Origin of the sequence: Proteus appendicitidis (assembly GCF_030271835.1) — a bacterium.
Taxonomy (GTDB): domain Bacteria; phylum Pseudomonadota; class Gammaproteobacteria; order Enterobacterales; family Enterobacteriaceae; genus Proteus; species Proteus appendicitidis.
Genome location: NZ_CP127389.1, coordinates 1,804,056 through 1,829,930 on the forward strand (window position 1 = coordinate 1,804,056; position 25,875 = coordinate 1,829,930).

Genomic DNA, 25,875 nt, shown 5'->3' on the forward strand with positions numbered 1-25,875 from the left:
ACTATCTGATAGCAGATAAATAAAAGGCACTTTAATAAGTGCCTTTTTTAGTACTCAACTTTTAATCCTGTCACGCGATTAGCGTCGTAATCAAATTATCGTAATGACGTTTTATTCCATGGTACTTGTTAGCGTGAAGTGAGCTTTACCTTCAGGTAAGCGACGAGCTGAATTGTTCTCGCCAACGGCAACGTAGGTAAACACCGCCTCTGTTGCACGATAGCGTTGGCCAACAGGTTCTGTGGCGACTTTTTTAACCCATACTTCAATATTGACAGTAATTGAAGAGTTACCTGTTTTTAAGCAACGCGCATAGCAACAAACGACATCGCCAACAGCAACAGGTTTAAGAAAGGTAATGCCTGTTACACTTACAGTAACGACACGACCTAACGCAATTTCTTTTGCTAAAATTGCACCACCGATGTCCATTTGAGACATTAACCAGCCACCGAAAATATCACCATTGGCGTTAGTATCAGCAGGCATGGCAAGGGTACGTAAAACTAGCTCACCATTAGGCAAAGATTGTTGTTCAGTCATGGGAATTAAGGTATCTGTAAATAATGTTGAAACCAAGGAGATAGTTACTCGTCATACTTCAAGTTGCCGCTATTAGAGTAGCTACAGGCTATGCTCTAATAGCTACAACTTAAATTATTTAGAACACATATCTTCCAATAAAATAAAAATGATTATTCAGATTTTGAATGAGCATCGTGTGATGTCGGTTTAGATGCTTGCTTTGTCATATTATCTGATAATTCGTGTTCACTATTTTCTGTCGCTTCGTCATCGGTTTGTTCTTCTGGTAAACGGTTATTCCAGATATAAACCACACTGGCGATAGTAAAGATAAAGGTTAAAATAGTTAAGCCAAAGACTTTAAAATTAACCCAAGTCTCTTCTGCCAAAGAAAATGCCACATAAATATTACCAAGAGCGCAAGCAAAAAAGAAAATCACCCATGCAATATTGAGTTTTTTCCAATTTGCAGGCGGCATAGCTAGCTCTTTGCCTAACATTCTTTCCATTAACGTTTTTGGCGTAAATAACTGCATACCAATTAAAACGAGGGCAAAAATGGCATATATAGCCGTCACTTTCCATTTAATAAAATCAGCAGAATGGAAGAATATGGTTAAGGAGCCAAAAATAGTGACCACGATAGCGGTAATGAGTGGCGCTTTCTCAACTTTATGGAAAATAAGCCATGTTAAACCAACTGAGATCCACGTCGCGATAATTAATGCACCTGAAGCATAGAAAATATCTTGCCATTTATAGAAGATAAAAAACACTAATAGTGGAGCAAAATCAAGTAATTGCTTAAGCCAGCCATTTTTCATAACAGATAGGAACCTATGGTAATTAAATTCATAAACTTGGCTATTCTAATGCAAAGCGACAGAAAATGGGTAAACAATTGCATATCTTTAACGACAGAGTGTTAATTTATACAAAAAATGCGAGTTTTATCTGAAATAACTCAATGAAAAATCAATGTAATTGCATTTATGTAAAATTAAAACTCAAGCTTGAGTTATGAAAGAGGATTTAAATATTACACTAGTATATGATTCATTAACTCATCATTATCACCCGCCACTTTTTGATGAATGCATAAATAAAAAAGTATTTCTGATAAGAGGACATCAATGAACGGAAAAAGAATAATAAAATGGATGCCAGGATTAGGCTTATTATTTAACTATAAGCGTGAATATTTTGGCTATGACTTAAAAGCAGGGCTTTCAGTGGCTGCTGTCGCACTACCAGTTGCCATTGCGTATACCGAATTATTAGGCATTAATGCTATTGTTGGATTATATGCTTGTATTTTACCCATGATTATTTATGCATTATTTGGTACTTCTCGACAATTAATTACAGGGCCTGATGCAGCAACGTGTGCCGTTATTGCGGCGGTAGTTATTCCATTATCTGCTGGTGATGAAAATACACGATGGCAACTTGCAATTATCATGACGGCAATGACGGGTTTTTGGTGTATTTTAGCCAGTCATTTTCGGTTAGGGGCTTTTACTGATTTTCTGTCTCGTCCTATTCTTCAAGGTTTATTAAATGGTGTGGCGATCACCATTATGGTTGGGCAACTTAGTAAAGTATTTGGTTTTGATACTTCCCCAGACCACTTAATTGAAAAACTCATTGAAGTTCCATTTCGATTAATGGATGCACATTTACCTACGCTATTGATGTCAGCGATAACACTCGCCTTATTATTGGGTATTCGCTATTTTCGGAGCCGATGGCCAGCGCCATTAATTGCCATGGTTGTGATGACTTATCTGAGTTGGCAATTTGATTTAGCAAGCTATGGTATTGCTATTGTGAATAAAGAGGCAGGAAATGTTGACCTATTTTTACCAGTCGTCTCGATGAGTGGATTTCACCCCAGTGTATTACGCGAATTATTAGTTCCATCCATAAACTTAGCGGTAATTAGCTTTGTGAGCTTTATGATGACCGCACGTAGTTTTGCCAGTAAAAATGGTTATGACGTCGATGCAGACCAAGAATTAAAAGCATTAGGTATTGCCAATATTGCGTCGGCTCTTTCTCAAGGATTTGCTGTCAGTGCGGCAAGTAGCCGTACTGCAGTCAATGATTCAGTTGGTGGCAAAACGCAGTTAGTATCTATTATTGCCGCACTGGTGATCTTACTAGTGCTATTATTTATGACCGATTTTCTCGCCTATATTCCATTATCTTCACTCGGCATTGTGTTGATCGTCTCTTCATGGTCATTGCTGAGTATTCGTCATATTTGGTCTTATCGTAAACGTAATAAACAAGCATTCACATTGGCATCTTTTACCTTATTAGCGGTGTTATTAGCAGGGTTAATCAATGGTATTGGCTTTGCGGTTTTATTAGGTTTATTACAATTTTTACGTATTGTCTTTCGACCTAGCGATCAATTATTGGGTGTTGATGAACAAGGAATGGTTCATTCAATGAATAAGGATAATGGCATAGAGCCTATTGATGGTTTAATGATGTACCGTTTTAATTCACCCCTGACATATTTTAATGTGGGTTATTTTAAAAAACGAGTACTACAACTGGTTGATAGCGCACCTCAAAGACCCGCATGGTTAGCGGTAGATGCTGCTGTAAGCTTTACTTATGACGATGTTAGCGTATTTGCTGCTATTGATGAATTAATACGAGAGTTACGAATAAAAGGCGTTAAATTGGTTTTGGCAGGGCGTAGAACCGAGTTAAATCGCTGGATTGAACGCAATAGAATTTCACTTAATGAAGATGACCTGATTATTGCCCCCGATCTTTATTTTGTGATCCGACTGTATCAAAGCCGACAGCAGATCAAAGAAAAACAGAAAGAGGCAAGGAAAGAGGCGCTAAAACAAGACGCTGAAAATAATGATGAGAATACATTAGATGTGCCAACAATGAGCCATACATCTACTCTCTAAGTGTATTGGTTAAACTTTATTGGTACATAATAATTGGTGCATAATCATCGGTGCATAATAAATAAAAAATCCCGTGATAAGTGATTAGCTTATACACGGGATTTTTAATAGATGGTGATAATAGAATAAATTAGCGCTGTTGCGTTGTGTATTTGTTTTCAACCAACATAAACAAACGGAACAGATAAATAATCATCCAAGCCGAAGCCATATTTTTTAGGAAGTAGAATAAGAAGTTATGGATAACATCAGGTAGTTGAATTGTAAGATTACTCACAAAACCAATGCCGAATTGCAATAAGATCCAAATACCTAAAGCAGGGATCAGCGCAGCCGACTCACTAAACCCAACTTTCCAGCCCAAACGTATTGCACTTCCCATATTTTGTTGACGTACTAAAACAACGGGGGCTAATGCAAAACCAATTAATAAAATGATGCCAGGAATAATCATCACCATAAAACCCGCGCTAATCAAAATAGAGCACAGTACAATCAATAGGAACATTTTAGGTAAGCGAGGTAGGGCTGCATTAAATGTTTGACCTAAGGTGACGTTATGACCTGTGGAAATTGCCATGGCGAACATCAATAAGGTTAGAACCAAGATGCTTTGCTGTAATGTTTCAAATGCATACAGTGATAACACTTTTTTGGCAATACCCACGACACTGTTTGACATTGCTTCTAACTCAGCAGGAGAAGCAGAAGAAAGCTGTGTATTTTTAAAATTAGCCACAAATTCAATCATCAATTGGTACTCTTGAGGATTAGGACCAATGAAGACATGAATGAACGCTAAAATAATGGCAAGAATAGCGGAAAGAGTAACAATGCTACGTCGTTCATTCTTATAAAAATTAAGACTGTCTCGGTAGATTGTGCGTGCCGTGGTAGGCATGAAACTGCTCCTATAAAAATAGACTGTGTCAATGCGCGCTATTGTACCTTTTACAACAACAAAAAGGGATATTTTCTCTTACTTCTCTTATTTGGATTGTTTCTTGATGTTGATAATCAGAACACCCTCATCACCGAAAATAAAATAAACATTATATTAACACAATAATAACTTTATTTTTAAATATGTCTTTTAAGGATATTTTTTATTCAAAAAATAACAGTAATAATAAATTTAATTATAAGAAAAAATGGTATTAATGTGTAATTTGATGTGGATCAATTATAAATAATAGTATTGATAAATAATAAAAAGAGAAATAACACTTTCTGCAAAAATAATTCCAAAGTTGTGATCGGCATTAGATCATAATTATCAATAAATGGTTATATTTTTAGCGGAGATTTTACTTATTACAGGAATGGGTTAAATAATGAAAAAACTTTCTGCGCTTATTTTAGCGGCTGCAACTCTTGCGCCTTCTATTTCTTTTGCTCACCAAGCAGGTGATTTCTTATTCCGTGCAGGTACTGCAACAGTTCGTCCTAATGCGGGTTCTGATGATGTATTAGGTATTGGGCATTTTGAAGCTAATAATAATACCCAATTAGGTTTAACTTTCGGGTATATGATCACTGATAATATCGGTGTTGAGTTATTAGCAGCTACTCCTTTTGAGCACAAAGTATCATTAACAAACTTTGGTGAAATTGCGACTGTTAAACATTTACCACCAACATTAATGGCACAATATTACTTCGGTAATGGCGAAGATAAACTACGTCCTTATTTAGGTGCAGGTCTTAATTTTACCACTTTCTTTGATGAGAAATTCAATTCAGCGGGTAAAAATGCCGGCTTATCTGACTTAGATCTCAAGGATTCATGGGGCTTTGCAGCACAAGCAGGTTTAGATTATAACCTCGATAAAAACTGGATGCTGAATGCGTCTGTTTGGTGGATGAACATCGAAACGGATGTTAAATTTAAAGCGGGTGAAGATAGACAATCAATTAGCACACGTTTAGACCCATTTGTATTTATGTTTGGTGTGGGTTACCGTTTCTAATTATTCTTTCTTTAAAAGAATATCTCATAATGAAAAAGCGAAGATTACCTTCGCTTTTTTTTATCTTTTTGATTTACTAAAAATATTTCATTTCTAGATTATATACAGCTTCTTTTTTTATTATTAATACCTGAATTATGAGTTATTAAAAGCAGCGTTAAATAGGTAAATATACATCTAAAATAAGACATTTATCATTTTAACATTCATTAAAATGTATTTAATATGCATCTTTCGTTTATTGATATTATCAAAATAAAAAAGTGTAGTTTTATTTATTAAGAGTTGCTGGCATTTTAATGAGTAAAAGAGTGTATTTTATTGATGTATTTAAAATGCATCTTTATATTTGGATTTAGTAAAACGGCTTTATCTATCAATAGATAGAAGAAAATAGAAAAAGAATAAAATGATATCAACATAGGAGATATTCAGGGTAATTAGGTGGTTAAATTACAACCTTGAAATGATTAATAATATTTATATTTTATTCTTTTTATGAGCTATTTTTAGCGAGGAATAAAGATAGGCACTTTTTAGCTTATTTGTCTTTTTTTGCAAAAATTGATCTGCTTTATGAAAGATTAAACAGTTAAGACAAAAGTCAGGACAAAAAAAGACCACCGAAGTGGTCTAAAAAGTAAGGCTAAAGGAAGACTAGAATAAAGAGAGGATCAGCGAATAACCATTGAGTTGATAACACCTTTTACGCCAGTCACTTTACGTGTTGTTTCAATGGCACGATTAGCATCCGCTTGAGAAGAGACAAAACCACTTAGTTGAACTTTGCCTTTAAATGTTTCCACGCTAATTTGTGTTGAGTTAAGATTTTTTTCACCGACTAATGCAGTTTTTACTTTAGTGGTGATCACTGAGTCATCAAAATAACCCCCAGTGCCCTCTGATGTTGCAGTAGGTGAACATGCAGATAAGGTAAATGCCATCAGCAATGCTGCCATAACGGCAGAGATTTTTGCCCATAGTTTCATTATCAAACTCCTTGTAATCACATTGTTGGTTGAGTATTTATGAAAAGAAAATATAAAGTACCTTATAAAGTATGACCAAAAAATAAAAATTCGCCCAATTTTAGATAAAAAGATTATTTGATTAAGAATATCGAAGAGTAAATAAGAGCGCGGTTTATCGCGGTTTCAGCAGTCAATGAGTGGGATTGAATAGATAATAAATTAAGAATAATCCGCTTAGAAAAATCGCAATTATTTCTCTAAAGCGGATCTTAGTCGGTGTATTTAAAGCAATTAGGCGAGGGTGGCTGCCTTCATCTCTTTCACAAATGTCGTCAGTGCTTTTAACATCACATCGGGTTGATGAAGATTTTTCTCAATAATTTGAACCACGGCAGAGCCTGAAATAGCCCCAGCCGCGCCATTTGCAATCGCTTCTTTCACTTGTTTAGGTTCTGAAATACCAAACCCTTGTAATGCAGGGGGAGCCTTATAGGTTTTTAGCTTATCAGTAAGATGTGTTAGTGATTGTTCTGCGCGTTTATCTGTACCAGTTACCCCTGCTCTTGATAGTAAATAGGTATAACCTTTACCTGATGCAGCCAACTCTTGTAAAAGTTCATCATCAGCATTAGGTGGGCAAATAAAAATAGGGCTGATATTGGCGCGTTGTGCTGCTTCACGAAACTCTTTTGATTCACGTAAAGGTACATCACCAATTAAAACAGAGTCCACGCCAGCTTGTTCGCATTTACTGTAAAAATTATCAATGCCATTACTAAAAACAAGGTTGGCATACACTAATAAGCCAATAGGAATATTAGGATGTTTTTTACGTACACTTGTTAAAAGTGCAAAGCAATCCGTGGGGGTGACACCTACATTCAGCGCCCGTAAATTAGCGCCTTGAATAGTAGGACCATCAGCAAGAGGATCGGAAAATGGAATACCAATCTCTAATGCATCTGCACCACCTTCAATTAACGCATCAATAATTTGTAATGACAGCTCAGGAGAAGGATCACCTAATGTGACAAAAGGAACGAATGCGCCTTGCTGTTTTTGTGCTAATGCTTCAAAGCATACTTGATAACGGCTCATTAGATTTCTCCTCTTGCTGCTAAAATATCGTTTACAGTAAAAATATCTTTATCACCACGACCTGATAAGTTCACAATTAATAGCTGCTCTTTGTCAGGATTTTGTGCAATTAATTTCAGTGCATAAGCCAATGCATGAGAAGATTCTAAGGCTGGAATAATCCCTTCACGGCGAGAAAGTGCTTTAAATGCTTCGATGGCTTCATCATCGGTAACAGAAACATAATCAGCACGACCAATGCTATTTAAATGTGCGTGTTGAGGTCCGACAGATGGGAAATCAAGACCTGCTGAAATTGAATATGACTCTTCAATTTGCCCTTCATCCGTCTGCATGATTGGGGATTTCATACCAAAATAGATCCCTAATTTCCCATGTTTTAGTGGTGCGCCATGTTCACCCGTTTCAATACCTTTACCCGCAGGTTCAACACCAATTAGTTGCACCGAAGTTTCGGGGATAAAGGAAGCAAATAAACCGATAGCGTTAGAACCACCGCCAATACAAGCGATAGCAGCATCAGGTAGACGACCTTCACGCTCTAGAATTTGTGCTTTAGCTTCATCACCAATCATACGTTGAAACTCACGGACAATGGTTGGATAAGGATGAGGGCCTGCCGCAGTTCCTAATAAGTAATGCGCCCGATCGTAACAACCAGACCAGTCACGTAATGCCTCATTACAGGCATCTTTTAAGGTAGATGAACCACTGTGAACAGGGATCACTTCGGCACCCATTAAGCGCATACGAAATACGTTAGGCGATTGACGTTCGACGTCTTTAGCCCCCATATAGATACGACATTTCATATTAAGTAGTGCGCAGGCTAAAGCTGTTGCAACACCGTGTTGACCCGCACCTGTTTCTGCAATAATTTCAGTTTTACCCATACGTTTTGCTAACAAGGCTTGACCCAATACTTGGTTAGTTTTATGCGCACCGCCATGCAGTAAATCTTCACGTTTTAGATATAAACGAGTTCGTGTGCCTTCCGTTAAATTACGACAGAGCGTAAGAGCCGTAGGTCTGCCAGCGTAATTTTTTAGTAAATCTTGGAATTCTTGCTGAAAAGAGGGATCGTTTTGCGCATCAATAAAAGCTTGTTCGAGTTGATCCAATGCAGGAATTAAGATTTCAGGTACATATTGGCCACCAAATTCGCCAAAGTAGGGGTTAAGTTTTCTCATTGTGATGTCATCCTGTTTAAAATTTTATTTTTGTGAAATTTAGCTTAGCTGTAATTGTGCAAATACTTGGTTCAGACGTTGTGCATCTTTTATGCCAGGAGCCGATTCAACTCCTGAGTTAAAATCAAGCCCTATACAACCTGTTTTAACTGCATCTAAACAGTTTTCACTATTAAGACCGCCTGCAAGTAATGCTTTTTCACGTAATGTATTAGGAATTTTTTGCCAATTAAACGTTGTTCCTGTGCCACCAGTGCCGTTATCAAGTACATATTTATTAACGTGTGACACAAGAGAAATATCTGTGTGAGTTGCCATATTTATTGCTTGCCAAATCTCACAGCTAGGTTGAATTCTTTGTCTAAGTTGCTCAATAAACTGAGCATCTTCTTGCCCGTGTAGTTGAATGGCAGCTAAATTAAGTTTTTCAGCATAGTCACAAATAAGCGCTATAGATTGGTTTTGAAAAACGCCTACAAAAGCCAAAGGTGCTTGTGTAATCAACTCTTGTGCTTGTGACAATGTCACTTTACGAGGGGATTTTTCTGCAAAAATCAGCCCTGCATAATAAGCACCCGCTTGATAAACCGCTTTTACATCTTGTGTACGAGTTAACCCGCACACTTTATGCTTTCCCAAAACTAGCGCTCTCACCGCTTGGTCAATATTTTCTTGTGACATTAGAGCGCTACCTACCAGAAAACCATTAGCATATTGGCTTAACTCTTGAACTTGCTGGTGGGTGTGAATACCTGACTCACTGATGACGATTGCATCTTTAGGCAACCCTTGGCTTAACTGCTGGGTGCGAGCTAAATCGATAGAGAGATCACGCAAATCACGATTGTTAATACCAATAACTTTGGCATTGAGATTAATGGCACGTTGACGCTCTTCTTCGGTGCTTACTTCGGTTAATACACCCATATTTAATTGATGAGCAACGGCTGACAGAGCGCGATATTGCTCATCATCTAAGACAGAGAGCATTAATAAAATGGCATCTGCTTGATAAAAACGCGCTAAATAGATTTGGTATTCATCAATAATAAAATCTTTACATAAAACGGGTTGGTGTACGGCTTGGCTAACTTGATGTAAATAATCAAAGCTTCCTTGAAAATATTTCTCATCCGTTAATACCGAAATTGCTGCCGCATAAGGCTGATAAATTTTTGCGATCGTCGCGGGATCAAAATCAGCACGAATTAAACCTTTTGAGGGCGATGCTTTTTTACACTCTAAAATAAAAACAGTATTAGGCTGAGTTAATGCCTGATAAAACGAGCGTGTTGATGGCACTATCTGGTGCATAAACTCTGATAATGGTTGGCTTGCTTTACGAGCAATTAGATATTCAGCTTTATCTTTTACAATGGCGTTTAATACAGTCATGCTCTTATCCTCTCGCGGCTAATGCAGTTACACGATTTATTGCTTTACCGCTATAAATGGCGTGCATAGCAACTTCAGTATTTATTTTTAAATCTTCTTGCCCATGTAAACGCATTAATAAAGCGACATTAGCTGCAACAGATTCGGTATGTGCTCTTTTTCCTTCACCTTGTAGTAAATCTGCCAATAATTGACGGTTGACTTCAGGTGTACCACCTTCTAAATCAGTAATGGCGCAAGGGCGAAGACCAAAATCACTTGGTGTCAGTTCATAACTAGTAATTTCACCATTACGCAATTCAGCGACTTGAGTAGGCGCATGCAGTGAAACTTCATCCATTCCACCACTGTGAACAACAGCAGCACGCTCATAACCTAAAACGTTTAATGTATCTGCAATTGGCATCAATAACTCTGGGCTATACACACCGATTAATGCTAATGGCGGGCGAGCCGGGTTAATCAAGGGGCCTAATACATTAAATAATGTGCGTGTTTTCAGTTGTTGGCGAACAGGCGCGGCAAAACGAAAACCACTGTGATATTGAGGTGCAAATAAAAAGCATAAACCCACTTCATCCAGTAATTGGCGTGCATCAGCAGCACTTCTGTCTAAAGGGATACCAAATGCTGCTAATAAGTCGGAAGATCCAGAGCGGCTAGATACGCTACGATTGCCGTGTTTCGCAACTTTGATACCTACTTCAGCCGCAACAAAGGCGCTTGCTGTTGAAATATTGATACTATTGGCACCATCTCCTCCTGTGCCGACAATATCGCAAAATGTGTAATCAGGGCGAGGAAATGGTTGTGCATTTTCAAGTAGCGCGCGCGCCGCACCAGCGATTTCTTGAGGATGTTCACCGCGCATTTTCATGCTGATCAAAACAGCCGCTAATTGTGATTCTGTCAACTCACCGCGAATAATGGCGCTAAACAGTGTTTGGCTTTCTTCTAACGTCAATTGTTGTGCGCTAAATAATTTGTTGAAGATAGTTTCCATTTTATGCGTCTCCTTTAGGAGTTAATGCCCATGCGATTGTTTGCTCTAAAAGTTGTGCGCCTTTGGTGGTTAAAATTGATTCTGGGTGAAACTGAAAACCACACGTTTTATGTTGACGGTGACGCACCGCCATAACAGTGTTATCGCACCAAGCATTAATAATGAGTTGTTCTGGAACTTGTTCTCCTGAAAGCGAATGGTAACGAGCTACGGGTAAAGGGTTAGGTAAATTCACAAACATTTCGCTGTTATCGTGTTCAGCTAATGTCGCTTTACCATGTAAGATCTCTCCACATGAAGAAACTTTGCCACCGTAAGCTTCAATAATCGCTTGATGACCTAAGCAAATACCAATCACAGGCAATGTACCTAATACACGTTTTAATAGTTCAGGCATACAACCGGCTTGTGAAGGTGCTCCTGGCCCTGGAGATAACAGTAAAATCGGGTTATCGAGTTCACGTAATTTTTGTTCAATAAAATCGGCAGTGACGCTATTGCGATAAATCACAACGTTATTGCCAAGGCTACGTAATTGATCGACAAGGTTATAAGTAAATGAGTCGATATTATCGAGTAGTAAGATAGTCGCCATTAGCAAGCCTCCTGCAGTTGTGTATCAGTATGAGCTTGTAAAATAGCGTTGATCACAGCTTGTGATTTATTACGTGTCTCTTCAGCTTCCATTTGAGGATCTGAATCAAGCACAATTCCGGCACCAACTTGAATAGTTGCAATATTATTTTCAACATAAGCAGAGCGAATAACTATGCAAGTATCAAAATCGCCTGCGCCAGTGAAATAGCCGATAGCGCCACCGTAGCTGCCACGTTTTGTTTTTTCATAACGAGCAATCAATTGCATTGCACTGACTTTGGGCGCACCCGATAACGTACCCATATTCATACAAGCTTGATAAGCATGAAAAATATCTAAGTCATCACGTAATTTACCCACAACTCTTGAGACTAAGTGCATGACAAAAGCATAACGGTCAACTTTTGTTAATTCAGCGACATAACGGCTACCTGCTTGGCAAATACGCGCTAAATCATTACGTGCTAAATCAACTAACATTAAATGTTCAGAAAGTTCTTTCGTATCTGTGCGCATTTCAAGTTCAATTCGGCTGTCTAAATCGGCATTGATTGAACCATCTGTGTTGCGTCCTCTTGGGCGAGTTCCTGCAATTGGATAGATTTCAATTTGGCGATCGCTTGTTTGATATTTCAATGCGCTCTCTGGTGATGCACCAAATACCGTGAATAAAGCATCATGCATATAGAACAAATAAGGGCTTGGATTTTTCTCTTTCAACACTTGATAAGCGGCAAGTGGTGAAGGGCAAGCAACTTGAAAGCGACGTGATGGAACAACTTGGAAAATATCACCACGACGAATATAGGTTTTCATTGCTTCAACGATATCGCCATAACCTTTATCATCCATATTGCCTTGTATTGTTGACTCTGCTGCAGTTAATGCGCGGCGAATAGGATGTTTTAAAGGCTGTTTAGCCAGTGAAGTTAACTCAGATTGTCGTAAAGTGAGGCGCTGACACTCTGTTTTATCATCAGTAAAGGCAATGGAAATTAATTGACTATCTTTATTCTGATGGTCGATCACGATTAATTGTTCTGCTAAGTAAAAGCAGTAGTCTGGGCATGAAAAAACGGTGTCTAATTCAGGAATAGGTTCAAAACCACTGACTAAATCATAAGCAAATAAACCGCCAACAAAAATAGCATTAGCATCTTTAGCGTCTTTATTCGCAAGGAAGAAGCGTAAGGCATCAAATACGCTGGCTGATTTTAATTTGCTTTCTTCATCAATATCTTGTGCAGGTGCTGAAAAAGTAAAAACACACTGTTTATCGCTCTCTTGTATTAAGACAGCTTTTTCTTTTAGTGCGATTTTTAATGCGGGTAATAAAGCTTGTCCATTAACGCTTAATGCATCAATAGTGACTTGATTTTTTACTGCGCTGATACGCAATGCGCTATCAACAATTAACAAACTTTTTAAGTTTGCTTTAGTGTCAACTTGTGCAGATTCTAACAATAATGTGTGATGTTTGTTTTCACATAATGTATTGAAAAGTAAAGCCGGTTCACTATGGTAAGGCAGTGGCGTTGCCTTGGTATTAAATGAGAATGCAAGTGATGTATTCATTATTATCGCTCTATATTATTTTTTACTAACTGTTTTTAATGCATAAAAAAACCCGCGTAGGCGGGTTTTAGATATCACTGACGTGAAGCAGGAGATCAAACCGCCCATAAAAGAGTATTGCGCCACCAAAGAGCGATAAGATGTTGATTAATATTCATAAGATCTCCTTACAGCTAACGACAGATAATAAGTTAACAGACTAGCTCGTGTTGTGTACTAGTAAACTGGATTGCGTTAGGTTCGTCAAGTACTTTATGGCATACTCTTTAAAAATTATTATCTTGCTAAGATGAAAAGGGAGAAGCGATGACAGAAGTGCTATCTGATTTAAGAGTGATTTATGATTTGCACAGCCACACTACCGCGTCAGATGGCGAGCTTTCACCAGAAGAATTGGTTGAGAGAGCGATAGAGCGTCAAATTAATGTCTTAGCAATTACGGATCACGATACAACCGCAGCAATTACTCCAGCTAATGATTATATTGCAGAAAAAAATCTGCCTCTTACCCTGATATCAGGTGTCGAAATATCGACTTTGTGGGAGAATATAGAAATCCATATTGTTGGATTGAATATTGATATCAACCATAATGCAATGAAAACGCTCCTTTCGTCACAAAGCCAATGTCGTGAAACACGCGCGATAATGATAGGTGAGCGATTAGAAAAATCGGGTATTGCAAATGCATTTGAAGGGGCAAAAGCCTTAGCACTTGGTGGACAAGTTACAAGAGGGCACTTCGCTCGTTTTCTTGTGAATGAAGGGCATGTTGCCTCAGTTAATAAAGTGTTTAAACGTTATTTAGCGAAAGGTAAAACCGGCTATGTTCCACCACAGTGGTGCTCAATAGGTGACGCTGTCACAGCAATTCATGAAGCTGGTGGTGTTGCAGTATTAGCACACCCAGGACGATATGGTCTATCCTCTAAATGGTTAAAACGCTTAACGCTTTATTTTAAACAACTCGGTGGTGATGCAATCGAAGTGGCACAATGCCAACAACCACCACAAGAACGGGAACAACACGCAGCATTAGCGCAACTTTATGGGTTAAAAGCTTCGTTAGGTTCTGATTTTCATCGCCCTTGCTCGTGGATAGAATTGGGGCGTAATTTATGGTTACCCAGTGGTGTAGAACCAGTTTGGTCGCTATGGCAAGAGTAACATTAGAAATTCGTTGAGGGATGTATGAGCCAACTTTTTTATATTCACCCTGATAATCCGCAGGCTCGTTTAATTGAACAAAGTGCTGATATTTTACGTAAAGGCGGTGTGGTGATTTATCCAACAGACTCTGGCTATGCTATTGGTTGTTGTTTAGACAATAAAGATGCAATGACGAGAATTTGTCGTATTCGCCAATTAGATAAAAACCACAATTTTACACTGATGTGCCGTGATTTATCAGAAATTGCCAATTACGCTTATGTTGATAATGTCGTGTTTCGTTTAATAAAAAATAACACTCCAGGTAATTACACGTTTATCTTAAAAGCAACTAAAGATGTACCAAAGCGATTGATGAACGATAAACGTAAAACCATAGGCTTGCGTGTTCCTTCTAACCCTATTGCACTGGCATTGTTAGAAAATATTGGTGAGCCATTAATGTCAACAAGCCTGATTTTACCGGGTAATGATTTTGCCGAATCTGATCCAGAAGAAATCGAAGATTTATTAAGCAAGCAAGTTGATTTGGTGATCCACGGTGGCTATTTAGGGCAAAAACCGACAACGGTAATTGATTTAACAGAAGATACTCCAGTTATTGTGCGTGAAGGTATGGGAGATATTACGCCATTTCAGTAAGTCATTTAGCTGATTAAACTGAGTTTGGAGAAAATGACTCAATAGTGAAGAAATTTATCACGAGATAAAGAGATAAAAGGTGAAGGGATTTATCGCTTGTGTTAAATTTATACATTGCGATAAAAATCATGGTGTCTGTTTTTGAAATCGGTTATATCAACGCGTATTTTAGACGCTAAACACGATAACTTGATCTGCAGACAAACGGCTAAGTTATTGTTAGATTTTGCCAACATCGTTTTATCGTCACTATTTATCACAATGTTGATGGTTTATGTGAAAAATCATCAACATTGTTCACTATTGAATCAATAAACCTGTGTTTATTTCTTATTTTAATAAACATGGGTTATTTATATTTAATTGATTTTTAAAAATTAATTCTATTTTTATGACGCCTGTGAAGGCGACACATGAGGTTGTTTCATGAGCGATAAATCGCAACGCACTGAAAAATTACAAAAAATCCTTGCTCGTTCTGGTCACGGTTCTCGCCGTGAAATTGAAGGCTATCTTCAAGAAGGGCGTATCAGCATTGATGGTACAAAAGCAAAATTAGGTGATCGTATTGATGTCACCACGACAGCAAAAATCCGCTTAGATGGCCGCATTCTAAATATTCGTGAAGCACAAAAAGATGTTTGTCGTGTGCTTGCTTATTACAAACCTGAAGGTGAATTGTGTACTCGCAGTGATCCACAAGGTCGTCCAACCGTTTTCCAACGTCTTCCTCGCCTTAACAGTGCTCGCTGGATTGCAGTCGGTCGTCTTGATGTGAATACCAGTGGATTACTGTTATTTACAACTGATGGTGAATTAGCTAACCGTTTAATGCATCCTAGCCGTGAAGTTGAGCGTGAATACGCTGTTCGTGTTTTTGGTGAAATTGATGATGCGAAAATTCGTCAATTAACGCGAGGTGTACAATTAGAAGATGGTCCTGCTTCATTCCGCTCTGTTTCTTACCGTGGTGGTGAAGGGATTAACCAATGGTATAACGTTTCACTGACTGAAGGGCGTAACCGTGAAGTTCGTCGTATGTGGGAAGCGGTGGGCGTACAAGTCAGCCGTCTTATTCGTGTTCGTTACGGTGATATTGATTTACCAAAAGGTTTACCGCGTGGTGGTTGGGTAGAGCTTGGATTAGATCAAATCAACTATTTACGTCAGTTAGTTGAATTAAACGACGAAACAGTAACAAAAGTTGCAGTAGAAAAAGATCAGCGTCGTATTAAAGCGAATCAGATCCGTCGTGCGGTTAAGCGTCATACTAAGATATCAACACGTACTTCAACATCACCAGCTAAAAGAGCGTCAAGCCGTCGCCAATCAGCAGGAAATAAAAAGTAATTAGCGAATAATTATTTATTATTTTAAATTAAAATATCATTCTTTATGAAGAAGCACCCATAGAAATAGGGTGCTTCTTTTTTTGATGACTTTATTTTTTCCATAAATAAAACTATGATGCACAATTGATGAGATGAGAAGTCACTTTTATTAATAATAATATTTTATTTGTATATTTTACGATAAGGTATACGCGATATATGCATCGTTCTTTTTATTTAACAACAATGTTATGTGCGACTACTCTTACTACGGGTTGTGAGCCAACGACTAATTTAAACTCACAATCTGGTGTGTTTTACATTAGTAACAATAAAACAACACCGCTAGTCTTTCAAATTGATGAAAATGCTTTTTGGCTTAATACAGGTGAAGTAAAAGAAATAAAATTAGAGAATGGGAAGCATGTATTAGTTGGTGCTGACGGGGAAAAGAAAATTTTTATGATTTACCCTGGAAATCATGGAGGAATAATTAATCCATCTAGGGAAATATACTATAGTTTTACTTCTATTTTTTCACCTAAAGAAGATAGTGAGCATTTATACTTAACAATGCGCTCTGTTTGGATTGATGGGCAACTAGTGAATGGCGCTATTAATAGCTCTGACGCTATTTTTATTGATAATAATGTTTTTCACTGTGATGTTCCTTTAAATGAGCCTATACCGACTTACTTACCTGATTGGAGTAATAAGGGAGTAGTAAATGTATTAACTAAGTGTTTTTCCCAATCTGAATTTCAAGATTTTATATCAAGAAAGCCATATGGTATTCATGTTTATTCTGGTCCTAATTTATTAGAAGCACATAAAGAAAAAGATAAATACAATTGGATAAATGATGAAAATACACGGACAGATGATTTTATTCCGACATTGAGTCATATTGAATTTCATAATAGCGAAATGCTGAAAGAAGCTAATAATATTTATAAAGTAACTAATTCCTATTTGACTTCACGGGAACCGAATGAGAAGCAAAATTACTATAATGAATATCATTTCCATATAATGAAAATGGCTATGGTGTATAGTCAACAAATACAAAATGATATATTCGATGATAAAGAAGCTTACTTTAAATTAATAGATGAAACAGGGCGTATATTTGGTGCTGGCATATTAAGTGAGCCAGCTTTAATATAATTATTATTTATTTTTAAGATAATTGAAAAGGCAGTAAGAGATTATTACCAATCTATACCTTTTTGTGCTTTTATCCCACTATCAAAAGCATGTTTAATAGGACGCATTTCTGTCACTGTATCAGCTAACTCAATTAATTTTCTATGGCAGCCTCTTCCTGTGATAATGACATTTTGGTGAGGCGGGCGAGAGCTAATGGCTGAAATAACCTCATCTAATGGTAAATAGTTAAAGCTAATCATATAGGTAATTTCATCAAGGATAACCAGATCATATTCTGGGTTATTAAGTAGTTTGAGTGCATATTGCCAAGTATTCAAACAGGCAGCAGTATCTGCGCTTTTATCTTGAGTTTCCCAAGTGAAACCTGTTTCCATTACATAAAATGGCACACCGAATTGTTCTAATCGGTTTCGTTCACCGTTTTCCCATGTCCCTTTTATAAACTGCACAACACCAACTTTTTTTTGATGACCAACAGCACGCGTTGCAGTTCCCATCGCCGCCGTTGTTTTACCTTTACCATTGCCAGTAAAAATCATCACAATACCTTGCTCACGTTGAGCTTGTTCAATTCGGGTATCTACTTTTTCTTTTAAACGTTGTTGGCGTTTTTGGTGTTGTGCATCATTCATTTTGCTACCTTAAACTTAAAGTACATTATTCAGCGGGACCTGCCTTACGACCAGGTTGTGCATCTAAAGATTGTCCTTTCACATCAATACTGTCATCACTCATAAGGTAGAGATATAACGGCATCAAATCTTTAGGTGTTTTTAGCTTTTGTGCATTTTCATCTGGAAATGCACTTGCTCGCATTGCGGTACGAGTGCCACCAGGATTAATACAGTTAATACGCAAGGTACTCTCGTTATATTCTTCATTAAGTACTTGCATAAAGCCTTCTGTTGCGAATTTAGAGACAGAATAAGCGCCCCAACCATAACGGCCTTGGCGACCTACACTCGACGTGGTGAGGATAAGGCTTGCATGAGGTGCTTTAAGCATCAATGGTAAGAGTGCTTTTGTGAGCATAAATGTCGCATTAACATTGACTTGCATAACGTCATGCCAAAGATTACTCGGTTGATTAATGATAGGCTCAACAACACCCAATAAACCGGCATTTTGTAATACACCATCAAGATGAGGAAAGCGTTTAACGAGAGTATCAGCAAATTGCTGAAAATCGTTTTCTGTCGCTGTAAGTAGATCAAGTGGATATAACATGGGCTGTTGACCACCTGATGTGATTATCTCTTCTTGAACATCTTCAAGTTTTGATAGAGTACGACCTAATAAGATAAGTGTTGCGCCATATTGCGCATAAGTTAGTGCAGCTTCTTTTCCAATGCCATCACCAGCACCCGTTACTAGAATAATTTTATCTTTTAGCACGCTATGATCGGGTTGATATTGCAACATATTGATATCCTGTCTAGTAAAAAGTAAATAAAGTGTAACGTCTTATTTGCTTAGCGACCAGTTTAGTCTGACTTTTTGTTTACAAATTATGGCTGTTTTCTTTATGGTATTAAACATAATCATGCCTTTGTTGCTGGCGCTAAAGCAGAATTTCGTTAAACTAGGCATATTGGTTTTAGTCAGTGTTATTAACCTTAAAAAGAGGTCTTTGTGGAGTATATTTTGCAATATGGACTGTTTTTAGCAGAAATTGTCACTGTTGTTGTGGCGATTATCGCTATCGTGTTGTTTTTCGTTGTGATTGGAAATAAAAAGCAAAATCGTAAAGGGACGTTAAGAGTCACTGATCTTGCTGAAGCTTACGAAGAAAAACAGCGTGTTATGCAACAAGCAAAAATGGACGATGCTGAATTAAAAGTCTGGTATAAAGCATTTAAAAAACAGCAGAAAAAAGAAAATAAACAGAGTAAAAACAATGCAAAAGAAGGTAAAAAAGGCGTTGTAAAACCTTGTTTATATGTGCTTGATTTTAACGGTAGTATGGATGCCCATGAAGTGGGTTCACTACGTGAAGAAATCAGTGCCATTCTTTCTGTTGCACAAACAGGTGATGAAGTATTACTGCGCTTAGAAAGCCCTGGCGGTATGGTTCACGGATATGGATTAGCTGCGGCTCAATTAACACGCTTAAAAGAAAAGGGAATTAAACTGACTGCGGTTGTCGATAAAGTGGCTGCTAGCGGGGGATATATGATGGCATGTGTGGCAGATAACATTGTTGCAGCGCCATTTGCGATTATTGGCTCGATTGGTGTCGTAGCTCAAATCCCTAATATTCACCGTTTACTCAAGAAAAACGATATTGATGTTGAGTTGCATACTGCTGGCGAATATAAACGTACATTGACCTTATTAGGTGAAAATACTGAAGAAGGTCGCGAGAAATTTAAGCAAGATTTAAATGAAACGCATCTATTGTTTAAATCATTTGTGCATAAATATCGTCCTCAACTTGATATTGATAGCGTTGCAACGGGTGAGTATTGGTACGGCTCAGAAGCACTAAACAGAGGCTTAATTGATAAAGTTGGTGTAAGTGATGATTGGCTGATTGATCATATTAATGATTTTGAAGTTCTTTCTGTTCAATATGTTACCAAAAAGAAAATGGTTGAGCGAGTTACCGGTGGCGTAATGGAAAGTATCGATAAACTGATGATGCGTTGGGTGCAAAGAAGTAAAAAACCGCTGCTATAAGCCAAGCTGCTAAGTTATATAAGTCAATAAGTACGCAATAATGATATCAGTGATATGGATTATCGCTGATATCATCCTTCCTTAATCCAGTCACTATTTCTAAGCCTTCTTAATAAATATTCTAACTTTCTATTTTAAAAGCTTTTATTTTGATAAAACAAAAAAAAAGCCAGTGAAAATTTCACTGGCAATCAAAGAAATAATTGATATTGCTTATAACAACAACAGGGTAAATATTTCCTCTTTCTAGGAGGCTTCAATATAGCCGTAAATAGAAAATAAAAATAATTGATCTTACTGATTGTATTGATAGGTAAGTGTAATCGTGAATGAAGATGCGACAAAAAACGGCATTATGAATAGGTTGAATCATTATTCTTTATTACTGCTTAATTATGCCAGTTGTGCGTATCTGAGTGAACGCAATAACTGGCAAGTAAAGCCTCTTTTTTGCTATCGATTAAGAGTAAATTAATTTACTTCAGTGATTAAATAAAAATAATCACGAAGATGACTTATTCTAAGTGGTATTTATCAGATAACACATGAGCTAAATGCTTGAACATGTTGAATGCTGCTGTGCTTTTTGCAGTAGGTAAACCTTGTTCATCTAAAAAAAATTCGCCTTTAAATACGAGGACATTACCTTTCTGTTCAACCGAATCAGCACGCATACCTTGTAAATAATCTTCATGTTCACATATGATTTTATTCGCTTTTTCAAGTAGCATCTCTGTTGTAATCGGTGTAGTTTGTGTTGACATAATATGTGCTCCTTAGAAAAATAATTTGTTGCGCCTCACTTTTTATCAGGTAGAGTGTGGCATTTTTAAAAGCTTAGCTACTCTATATGTAGCAAACAATGATTTACCTGTACCCGATCAAGGCAGTGAGGTGATTAAAATACCTCAAAAAAAGTTATGAGTTTTGAGCTTAAACAAAAGCTTTGAATAAAAACAGGTTGATATATTGCAAAACTAACGCAATATAAAAAAGAGATTTTAAACATTTTTTTAGTTGAGGGTATTAAACAATACCGTCATAACAAAGTTTAATTAGGTAAAGGTAATTATGGGTAAAGCTCTTGTTATCGTGGAGTCCCCGGCTAAAGCCAAAACGATCAATAAATATCTTGGCAATGACTACGTAGTTAAATCTAGCGTGGGTCACATTCGTGATTTGCCAAAGAGTGGTTCTGGCAGCCAGAAGAGCGAAAACTCATCCGCCACGAAAGGCGTGAAAAAAGTTAAAAAGGATGAGAAATCAGCCTTAGTCAGCCGTATGGGAGTTGATCCCTATAATGGATGGAATGCGAACTATCAAATTCTACCCGGCAAAGAAAAAGTCGTGGCTGAACTAAAAGCATTGGCTGAGAAAGCTGATCATGTCTATCTCGCAACGGACCTTGACCGCGAAGGAGAAGCTATCGCGTGGCATTTACGCGAAGTTATCGGCGGTGATGATGAACGATTTAGTCGAGTGGTTTTTAACGAGATCACTAAAAATGCCATTACACAAGCTTTCCAAACTCCAGGTGAGTTAAATATAGATCGCGTTAACGCGCAACAAGCACGTCGCTTTATGGATCGTGTTGTGGGCTATATGGTTTCACCTTTACTTTGGAAAAAAGTGGCCCGTGGATTATCTGCGGGGCGAGTGCAATCCGTTGCTGTGCGTCTTTTAGTTGAGCGTGAGCGTGAAATTAAAGCCTTTGTTCCTGAAGAATATTGGCAATTACATGCATCGCTGTTAACGCCTGACGAACAGCCATTGCGTATGGAAGTCACGCATTATAATGATAAAGCCTTCAACCCTGTTTCATCTGATGAAACACAGGTTGCGGTTAAAGCATTACAAAATGCGACCTTCACGGTAAAAGATCGTGAAGATAGACCAACATCGAGCAAACCGAGCGCACCACTTATCACATCAACCTTACAGCAAGCGGCCAGTACGCGTTTAAGCTTTGGTGTGAAAAAGACGATGATGCTAGCTCAGCGCCTTTATGAAGCAGGTTATATAACCTATATGCGTACTGACTCAACTAACTTAAGTCAGGATGCAATTCAAATGGCGCGTGATTATATCAATGAGAATTTTGGCGCTAAATATTTGCCGAAAGCACCAAATGTTTATTCGAGTAAAGAAAATTCTCAAGAAGCGCACGAAGCTATCCGTCCTTCTGATATCAACGTTATCGCAGAATCTTTAAAAGATATGGATAACGATGCCAAACGTTTATATCAACTGATTTGGAATCAATTTGTTGCTTGTCAAATGACACCAGCAAAATACGATTCAACCACATTAACAGTCGAATCAGGTGATTATAAACTACGTGCTAAAGGTCGTACTTTACGTTTTGCCGGTTGGACGAAAGTCATGCCAGCGATGCGTAATAAAGATGAAGATAAAACCTTACCTGCAGTTGATGTAGGGGCAAAACTGGCTTTAGTTGAATTAGAACCAACTCAGCACTTTACTAAGCCACCAGCACGTTTTAGCGAAGCAACTTTAGTTAAAGAGTTAGAAAAGCGCGGTATTGGTCGTCCTTCAACATATGCATCTATCATTTCCACTATTCAAGATCGTGGTTATGTGAAAGTTGAAAACCGTCGTTTTTATGCAGAAAAAATGGGTGAAATTGTCACAGATCGCTTAGAAGAGAATTTTAGCGATTTAATGAATTACGATTTTACTGCGCAAATGGAAGATCACCTCGACCATGTTGCTAATAATGAAGAAAACTGGAAAGCGGTATTAGATGCATTCTTCACTGATTTTAGTCAGCAATTAGATGTCGCTGAAAAAGATCCTGAAGAAGGTGGAATGCGACCAAATCCAATGGTGATCACGTCGATTGAATGTCCAACTTGTTCTCGTCATATGGGCATTAGAACAGCGACAACAGGCGTATTCTTAGGATGTTCAGGCTATGCTTTACCGCCTAAAGAGCGTTGTAAGCAAACCATCAACCTTATCCCTGAAGATGAATTATTAAATATTCTTGAAGGGGAAGATGCAGAAACTAACGCATTACGTGCACGTCGTCGTTGTCCGAAATGTGGTACTGCAATGGATAGTTACCTGATTGATACTCATCGTAAATTACATGTTTGTGGTAATAATCCTGCATGTGATGGTTATGAAGTTGAAGAAGGTGAATTCCGCTTAAAAGGTTACGAAGGTCCAGTTATTGAGTGTGATAAATGTGGCTCTGAAATGCACCTGAAAATGGGGCGTTTTGGTAAATACATGGGTTGTACTAATGATGACTGCAAAAATACGCGTAAAATTTTAAAAAGCGGTGAAATTGCACCACCGAAGGAAGATCCCGTTCCACTTCCTGAGTTGCCATGCGAAAAATCAGATGCTTACTTTGTCTTACGAGATGGCGCTGCGGGTGTATTTTTGGCCGCAAACACGTTCCCTAAATCAAGAGAAACGCGCGCGCCAAAAGTAGAAGAACTGGTTCGCTTTAAAGACCGTTTAGCAGAGAAAATGCGCTATTTAGCAGAAGCTCCGGTGGCTGATCCTGAAGGAAATCCAACTATTGTGCGTTTTAGTCGTAAAACAAAACAGCAATATGTTTCTTCAGAGAAAGATGGCAAGGCTACAGGTTGGTCTGCGTTTTATGTCGATGGCAAATGGGTTGAAAAAACCAAATAATATTGGCATTACGTGATAAATAAAAAAGCGACTAATGAAAGTTAGTCGCTTTTTTGTATTAAGAAGGTATGCTAATTAAATACATTGAAACAGTATTAATGGTTAATTTCTATTTGTCTGATATTTTACTTTGCTAATAATAAGACGGAGATACTATGAAACTGATGCCTTTGTTACTATCTGGCTTACTCTTCACTTCTGTGGCAAGCGCTGCAACGTTAGATGTCACGTTAAAAGAAGCTTTACCGACGGGAGCAGGCAACGATATTGGTGTTGTGACTATCACTGAAACTGATTATGGGCTGTTATTTACGCCAAAACTCACTGGATTAACACCGGGTATTCATGGTTTTCATATCCATGCTAATGGTTCTTGTGAGCCGGATATGAAAGATGGCAAACCTGTACCAGCGTTAAAAGCAGGAGGGCATTTAGATCCTGAAAAAACCGGTGTTCACTTGGGACCGTATAATAAAGCTGGGCATCTAGGTGATTTACCAGGATTAGTTGTAAATGATCATGGCGTTGCTGATTACGCAGTATTAGCACCAAAACTCACTAAACTTGAACAAGTGAAAGATAAAGCAATTATGGTGCATGTGGGTGGCGACAACTATTCTGATGATCCTGAGGCACTTGGTGGCGGTGGCGCAAGAATGGCATGTGGTGTGATTAAATAATTTAGTAACACTCGCATTATGAAATAAAAGCTGACAGATAACGTTGGCTTTTTTTATGCTTATTTATAGCTTATAACTATTCGATATAACAAAACCTAAATAACACTATTAATTACGTTAGACCGAAATGAAATAAGTGATATAGTGGTTATAAATTACATCTTTATTATTCTTTTTAGTTATATGAATATAAATAGAATAACGGAATAATAAGTCTTTTGTTGAAGGGATAGCCTCTCTATGAAATTACAACAGTTGCGTTATATCGTTGAAGTGGTGAATAACGATTTAAATGTTTCGACCACGGCAGAGCGTTTGTATACATCTCAACCGGGAATAAGTAAACAAATTCGCATGTTAGAAGATGAGCTTGGTATACAAATATTTTCTCGTAGTGGTAAGCATCTAACGCATGTGACACCGGCAGGTGAAGAAATTGTAAGGCTGTCTAGAGAGATTTTGTCAAAAACCGAAGCTATTCGATCAGCGGCGGGTGAGCACACTTATCCAGATAGAGGTTCGCTATCAATTGCAACAACGCATACGCAAGCTCGTTATGTATTACCGCCAGTAATAAAAGGTTTTATTGAGCGTTATCCTGATGTTTCATTGCATATGAACCAAGGTTCACCAACGCAAATTGCTGAAGACGTATGCAGAGGTAAAAGTGATTTTGCGATCGCGACAGAATCACTGCATCTTTATAACGATTTAGTGATGCTACCTTGTTATCGTTGGAACCGTATTGTTGTGGTTTCAAAAGATCATCCACTTGCACAAAAACGAGAAGTGACGTTAAAAGAGCTTGCGGGTTACGATATCGTTACCTATACCCACGGTTTTACCGGACGCTCTGATCTTGATGATGCTTTTGGTAAAGTAGGGTTAAAACCTAAAATTGTTTTCACTGCAACCGATGCGGATGTCATTAAAACTTATGTAAGACTGCATTTAGGTATTGGTGTGATTGCCAGCATGGCATTTGATCCTGTACTTGATAGCGATTTAGTTGCCATTGATATGCGTGATAAGTTTAGTTATAGCACCACTAAAATTGCGTTTCGTCGTAGTGGTTTCTTACGTGGCTATATGTATGATTTTATGTGGCGTTTTGCCCCTCATCTTACGCGTAATTTGATTGAGCAAGCTGTTGCGTTGCGAACTAACGAAGAGATTGAAGAGTTATTTAAAGATATCGAATTACCACTCGTGTAATACTGAAAGGCGGGTTATTCCCGCCTTCAAGCGTGTTCATAAATCTAATTTCTGCT

General features: G+C 37.9%; 20 protein-coding genes and 2 pseudogenes. 10 read left to right on the forward strand and 12 right to left on the reverse strand.

Features of this window, described 5'->3' with window-relative positions; all coding sequences use genetic code 11:
* Positions 1 to 111: 111 nt before the first annotated feature.
* Entirely contained in the window at positions 112 to 543 is a 432-nt protein-coding gene (gene yciA / locus QQS39_RS08490; RefSeq protein ID WP_285805747.1) for an acyl-CoA thioester hydrolase YciA, read from the reverse strand.
* A 257-nt stretch (positions 544 to 800) separates the two neighbouring features.
* Positions 801 to 1,349, reverse strand: a pseudogene (locus QQS39_RS08495) (septation protein A); the annotation flags it as partial.
* Positions 1,350 to 1,658: 309 nt separating this feature from the next.
* Here QQS39_RS08495 and QQS39_RS08500 point away from each other — a divergent pair.
* The gene (locus QQS39_RS08500; protein ID WP_285805748.1) at positions 1,659 to 3,464 is read left to right on the forward strand and encodes a SulP family inorganic anion transporter; all 1,806 of its coding nucleotides are present in this window, start codon (positions 1,659 to 1,661) and stop codon (positions 3,462 to 3,464) included.
* Between the two features lie 130 nt (positions 3,465 to 3,594).
* Here the strand turns inward: QQS39_RS08500 and QQS39_RS08505 are convergent, their stop codons facing one another.
* Entirely contained in the window at positions 3,595 to 4,365 is a 771-nt protein-coding gene (locus tag QQS39_RS08505) for a YciC family protein (protein WP_109372378.1), read from the reverse strand.
* Between the two features lie 433 nt (positions 4,366 to 4,798).
* On the opposite strand from QQS39_RS08505, the gene ompW reads away from it, so the two are divergent.
* Positions 4,799 to 5,434: an outer membrane protein OmpW gene (gene ompW / locus QQS39_RS08510; RefSeq protein ID WP_151435018.1), complete on the forward strand. Its 636-nt coding sequence runs from the start codon at positions 4,799 to 4,801 to the stop codon at positions 5,432 to 5,434.
* Positions 5,435 to 6,108: 674 nt separating this feature from the next.
* Here the strand turns inward: ompW and QQS39_RS08515 are convergent.
* The 6 genes and pseudogenes from QQS39_RS08515 to QQS39_RS08545 form a co-directional block, all read right to left on the reverse strand.
* A complete protein-coding gene (locus QQS39_RS08515) occupies positions 6,109 to 6,423 on the reverse strand; it encodes a BON domain-containing protein (protein WP_151435019.1) in 315 nt (104 codons plus the stop codon).
* Between the two features lie 273 nt (positions 6,424 to 6,696).
* Entirely contained in the window at positions 6,697 to 7,503 is an 807-nt protein-coding gene (gene trpA / locus QQS39_RS08520) for a tryptophan synthase subunit alpha (RefSeq protein WP_151435020.1), read from the reverse strand.
* Positions 7,503 to 8,693 (reverse strand): tryptophan synthase subunit beta, encoded by a 1,191-nt coding sequence (trpB, locus tag QQS39_RS08525; protein ID WP_036937130.1) that lies wholly within the window; start codon positions 8,691 to 8,693, stop codon positions 7,503 to 7,505. The genes trpA and trpB overlap by 1 nt, the downstream gene beginning before the upstream one ends.
* 39 nt (positions 8,694 to 8,732) lie before the next feature.
* Positions 8,733 to 10,088 carry a bifunctional indole-3-glycerol-phosphate synthase TrpC/phosphoribosylanthranilate isomerase TrpF gene (trpCF, locus tag QQS39_RS08530; protein WP_151435021.1) on the reverse strand — a complete coding sequence of 452 codons (1,356 nt, stop codon included), beginning with the start codon at positions 10,086 to 10,088 and terminating at the stop codon, positions 8,733 to 8,735.
* 4 nt (positions 10,089 to 10,092) lie between these two features.
* A pseudogene (trpD, locus tag QQS39_RS18760) lies at positions 10,093 to 11,686 on the reverse strand (bifunctional anthranilate synthase glutamate amidotransferase component TrpG/anthranilate phosphoribosyltransferase TrpD).
* Complete coding sequence (locus QQS39_RS08545) at positions 11,686 to 13,263, reverse strand: anthranilate synthase component 1 (RefSeq protein WP_285805750.1); 1,578 nt, start codon at positions 13,261 to 13,263, stop codon at positions 11,686 to 11,688. Before QQS39_RS08545 ends, trpD begins: the two are co-directional and overlap by 1 nt.
* A gap of 306 nt (positions 13,264 to 13,569) precedes the next feature.
* Here QQS39_RS08545 and rnm point away from each other — a divergent pair, with 306 nt between their 5' ends.
* The 4 genes from rnm to QQS39_RS08565 all read left to right on the forward strand — a co-directional run bounded on the left by rnm (position 13,570) and on the right by QQS39_RS08565 (position 17,573).
* Complete coding sequence (rnm, locus tag QQS39_RS08550; RefSeq protein WP_285805751.1) at positions 13,570 to 14,430, forward strand: RNase RNM; 861 nt, start codon at positions 13,570 to 13,572, stop codon at positions 14,428 to 14,430.
* Positions 14,431 to 14,454: 24 nt separating this feature from the next.
* Positions 14,455 to 15,075 carry an L-threonylcarbamoyladenylate synthase gene (locus QQS39_RS08555; protein WP_151435025.1) on the forward strand — a complete coding sequence of 207 codons (621 nt, stop codon included), beginning with the start codon at positions 14,455 to 14,457 and terminating at the stop codon, positions 15,073 to 15,075.
* 426 nt (positions 15,076 to 15,501) lie between these two features.
* A complete protein-coding gene (gene rluB, locus QQS39_RS08560; RefSeq protein ID WP_023582283.1) occupies positions 15,502 to 16,425 on the forward strand; it encodes a 23S rRNA pseudouridine(2605) synthase RluB in 924 nt (307 codons plus the stop codon).
* Positions 16,426 to 16,625: 200 nt separating this feature from the next.
* The gene (locus QQS39_RS08565) at positions 16,626 to 17,573 is read left to right on the forward strand and encodes a hypothetical protein (protein WP_151435026.1); all 948 of its coding nucleotides are present in this window, start codon (positions 16,626 to 16,628) and stop codon (positions 17,571 to 17,573) included.
* Positions 17,574 to 17,617: 44 nt separating this feature from the next.
* On the opposite strand, the gene cobO is transcribed toward QQS39_RS08565, so the two are convergent.
* Both cobO and QQS39_RS08575 read right to left on the reverse strand, forming a co-directional pair.
* Positions 17,618 to 18,208 carry a cob(I)yrinic acid a,c-diamide adenosyltransferase gene (gene cobO, locus QQS39_RS08570; protein WP_285805752.1) on the reverse strand — a complete coding sequence of 197 codons (591 nt, stop codon included), beginning with the start codon at positions 18,206 to 18,208 and terminating at the stop codon, positions 17,618 to 17,620.
* 25 nt (positions 18,209 to 18,233) lie between these two features.
* Entirely contained in the window at positions 18,234 to 18,995 is a 762-nt protein-coding gene (locus QQS39_RS08575; protein ID WP_196566073.1) for a YciK family oxidoreductase, read from the reverse strand.
* Positions 18,996 to 19,208: 213 nt separating this feature from the next.
* Between QQS39_RS08575 and sohB the strand changes: the two genes are divergently transcribed.
* Positions 19,209 to 20,255, forward strand: coding sequence for a protease SohB (gene sohB / locus QQS39_RS08580; protein WP_285805753.1), 1,047 nt, complete (start codon positions 19,209 to 19,211; stop codon positions 20,253 to 20,255).
* 515 nt (positions 20,256 to 20,770) lie between these two features.
* Here the strand turns inward: sohB and QQS39_RS08585 are convergent.
* Entirely contained in the window at positions 20,771 to 21,019 is a 249-nt protein-coding gene (locus QQS39_RS08585) for a YciN family protein (protein ID WP_069369238.1), read from the reverse strand.
* Positions 21,020 to 21,326: 307 nt separating this feature from the next.
* Here QQS39_RS08585 and topA point away from each other — a divergent pair, with 307 nt between their 5' ends.
* From topA to cysB, 3 genes are all read left to right on the forward strand, one after another.
* On the forward strand, positions 21,327 to 23,924 hold the full coding sequence (gene topA / locus QQS39_RS08590; protein ID WP_151435029.1) for a type I DNA topoisomerase: 2,598 nt from the start codon (positions 21,327 to 21,329) through the stop codon (positions 23,922 to 23,924).
* Positions 23,925 to 24,079: 155 nt separating this feature from the next.
* Entirely contained in the window at positions 24,080 to 24,604 is a 525-nt protein-coding gene (gene sodC, locus QQS39_RS08595) for a superoxide dismutase [Cu-Zn] SodC (protein ID WP_285805754.1), read from the forward strand.
* A gap of 240 nt (positions 24,605 to 24,844) precedes the next feature.
* Positions 24,845 to 25,819, forward strand: coding sequence for an HTH-type transcriptional regulator CysB (gene cysB / locus QQS39_RS08600; RefSeq protein ID WP_151435031.1), 975 nt, complete (start codon positions 24,845 to 24,847; stop codon positions 25,817 to 25,819).
* Positions 25,820 to 25,875 lie beyond the last annotated feature (56 nt).

What these genes read in the sequence shown, in the direction of transcription:
- yciA (WP_285805747.1), bottom strand. Translation starts at nt 543, where the DNA reads ATGACTGAACAACAATCTTTGCCTAATGGTGAGCTAGTTTTACGTACC.
- QQS39_RS08500 (WP_285805748.1), top strand. Translation starts at nt 1,659, where the DNA reads ATGAACGGAAAAAGAATAATAAAATGGATGCCAGGATTAGGCTTATTA.
- QQS39_RS08505 (WP_109372378.1), bottom strand. Translation starts at nt 4,365, where the DNA reads ATGCCTACCACGGCACGCACAATCTACCGAGACAGTCTTAATTTTTAT.
- ompW (WP_151435018.1), top strand. Translation starts at nt 4,799, where the DNA reads ATGAAAAAACTTTCTGCGCTTATTTTAGCGGCTGCAACTCTTGCGCCT.
- QQS39_RS08515 (WP_151435019.1), bottom strand. Translation starts at nt 6,423, where the DNA reads ATGAAACTATGGGCAAAAATCTCTGCCGTTATGGCAGCATTGCTGATG.
- trpA (WP_151435020.1), bottom strand. Translation starts at nt 7,503, where the DNA reads ATGAGCCGTTATCAAGTATGCTTTGAAGCATTAGCACAAAAACAGCAA.
- trpB (WP_036937130.1), bottom strand. Translation starts at nt 8,693, where the DNA reads ATGAGAAAACTTAACCCCTACTTTGGCGAATTTGGTGGCCAATATGTA.
- trpCF (WP_151435021.1), bottom strand. Translation starts at nt 10,088, where the DNA reads ATGACTGTATTAAACGCCATTGTAAAAGATAAAGCTGAATATCTAATT.
- QQS39_RS08545 (WP_285805750.1), bottom strand. Translation starts at nt 13,263, where the DNA reads ATGAATACATCACTTGCATTCTCATTTAATACCAAGGCAACGCCACTG.
- rnm (WP_285805751.1), top strand. Translation starts at nt 13,570, where the DNA reads ATGACAGAAGTGCTATCTGATTTAAGAGTGATTTATGATTTGCACAGC.
- QQS39_RS08555 (WP_151435025.1), top strand. Translation starts at nt 14,455, where the DNA reads ATGAGCCAACTTTTTTATATTCACCCTGATAATCCGCAGGCTCGTTTA.
- rluB (WP_023582283.1), top strand. Translation starts at nt 15,502, where the DNA reads ATGAGCGATAAATCGCAACGCACTGAAAAATTACAAAAAATCCTTGCT.
- QQS39_RS08565 (WP_151435026.1), top strand. Translation starts at nt 16,626, where the DNA reads ATGCATCGTTCTTTTTATTTAACAACAATGTTATGTGCGACTACTCTT.
- cobO (WP_285805752.1), bottom strand. Translation starts at nt 18,208, where the DNA reads ATGAATGATGCACAACACCAAAAACGCCAACAACGTTTAAAAGAAAAA.
- QQS39_RS08585 (WP_069369238.1), bottom strand. Translation starts at nt 21,019, where the DNA reads ATGTCAACACAAACTACACCGATTACAACAGAGATGCTACTTGAAAAA.
- topA (WP_151435029.1), top strand. Translation starts at nt 21,327, where the DNA reads ATGGGTAAAGCTCTTGTTATCGTGGAGTCCCCGGCTAAAGCCAAAACG.
- sodC (WP_285805754.1), top strand. Translation starts at nt 24,080, where the DNA reads ATGAAACTGATGCCTTTGTTACTATCTGGCTTACTCTTCACTTCTGTG.
- cysB (WP_151435031.1), top strand. Translation starts at nt 24,845, where the DNA reads ATGAAATTACAACAGTTGCGTTATATCGTTGAAGTGGTGAATAACGAT.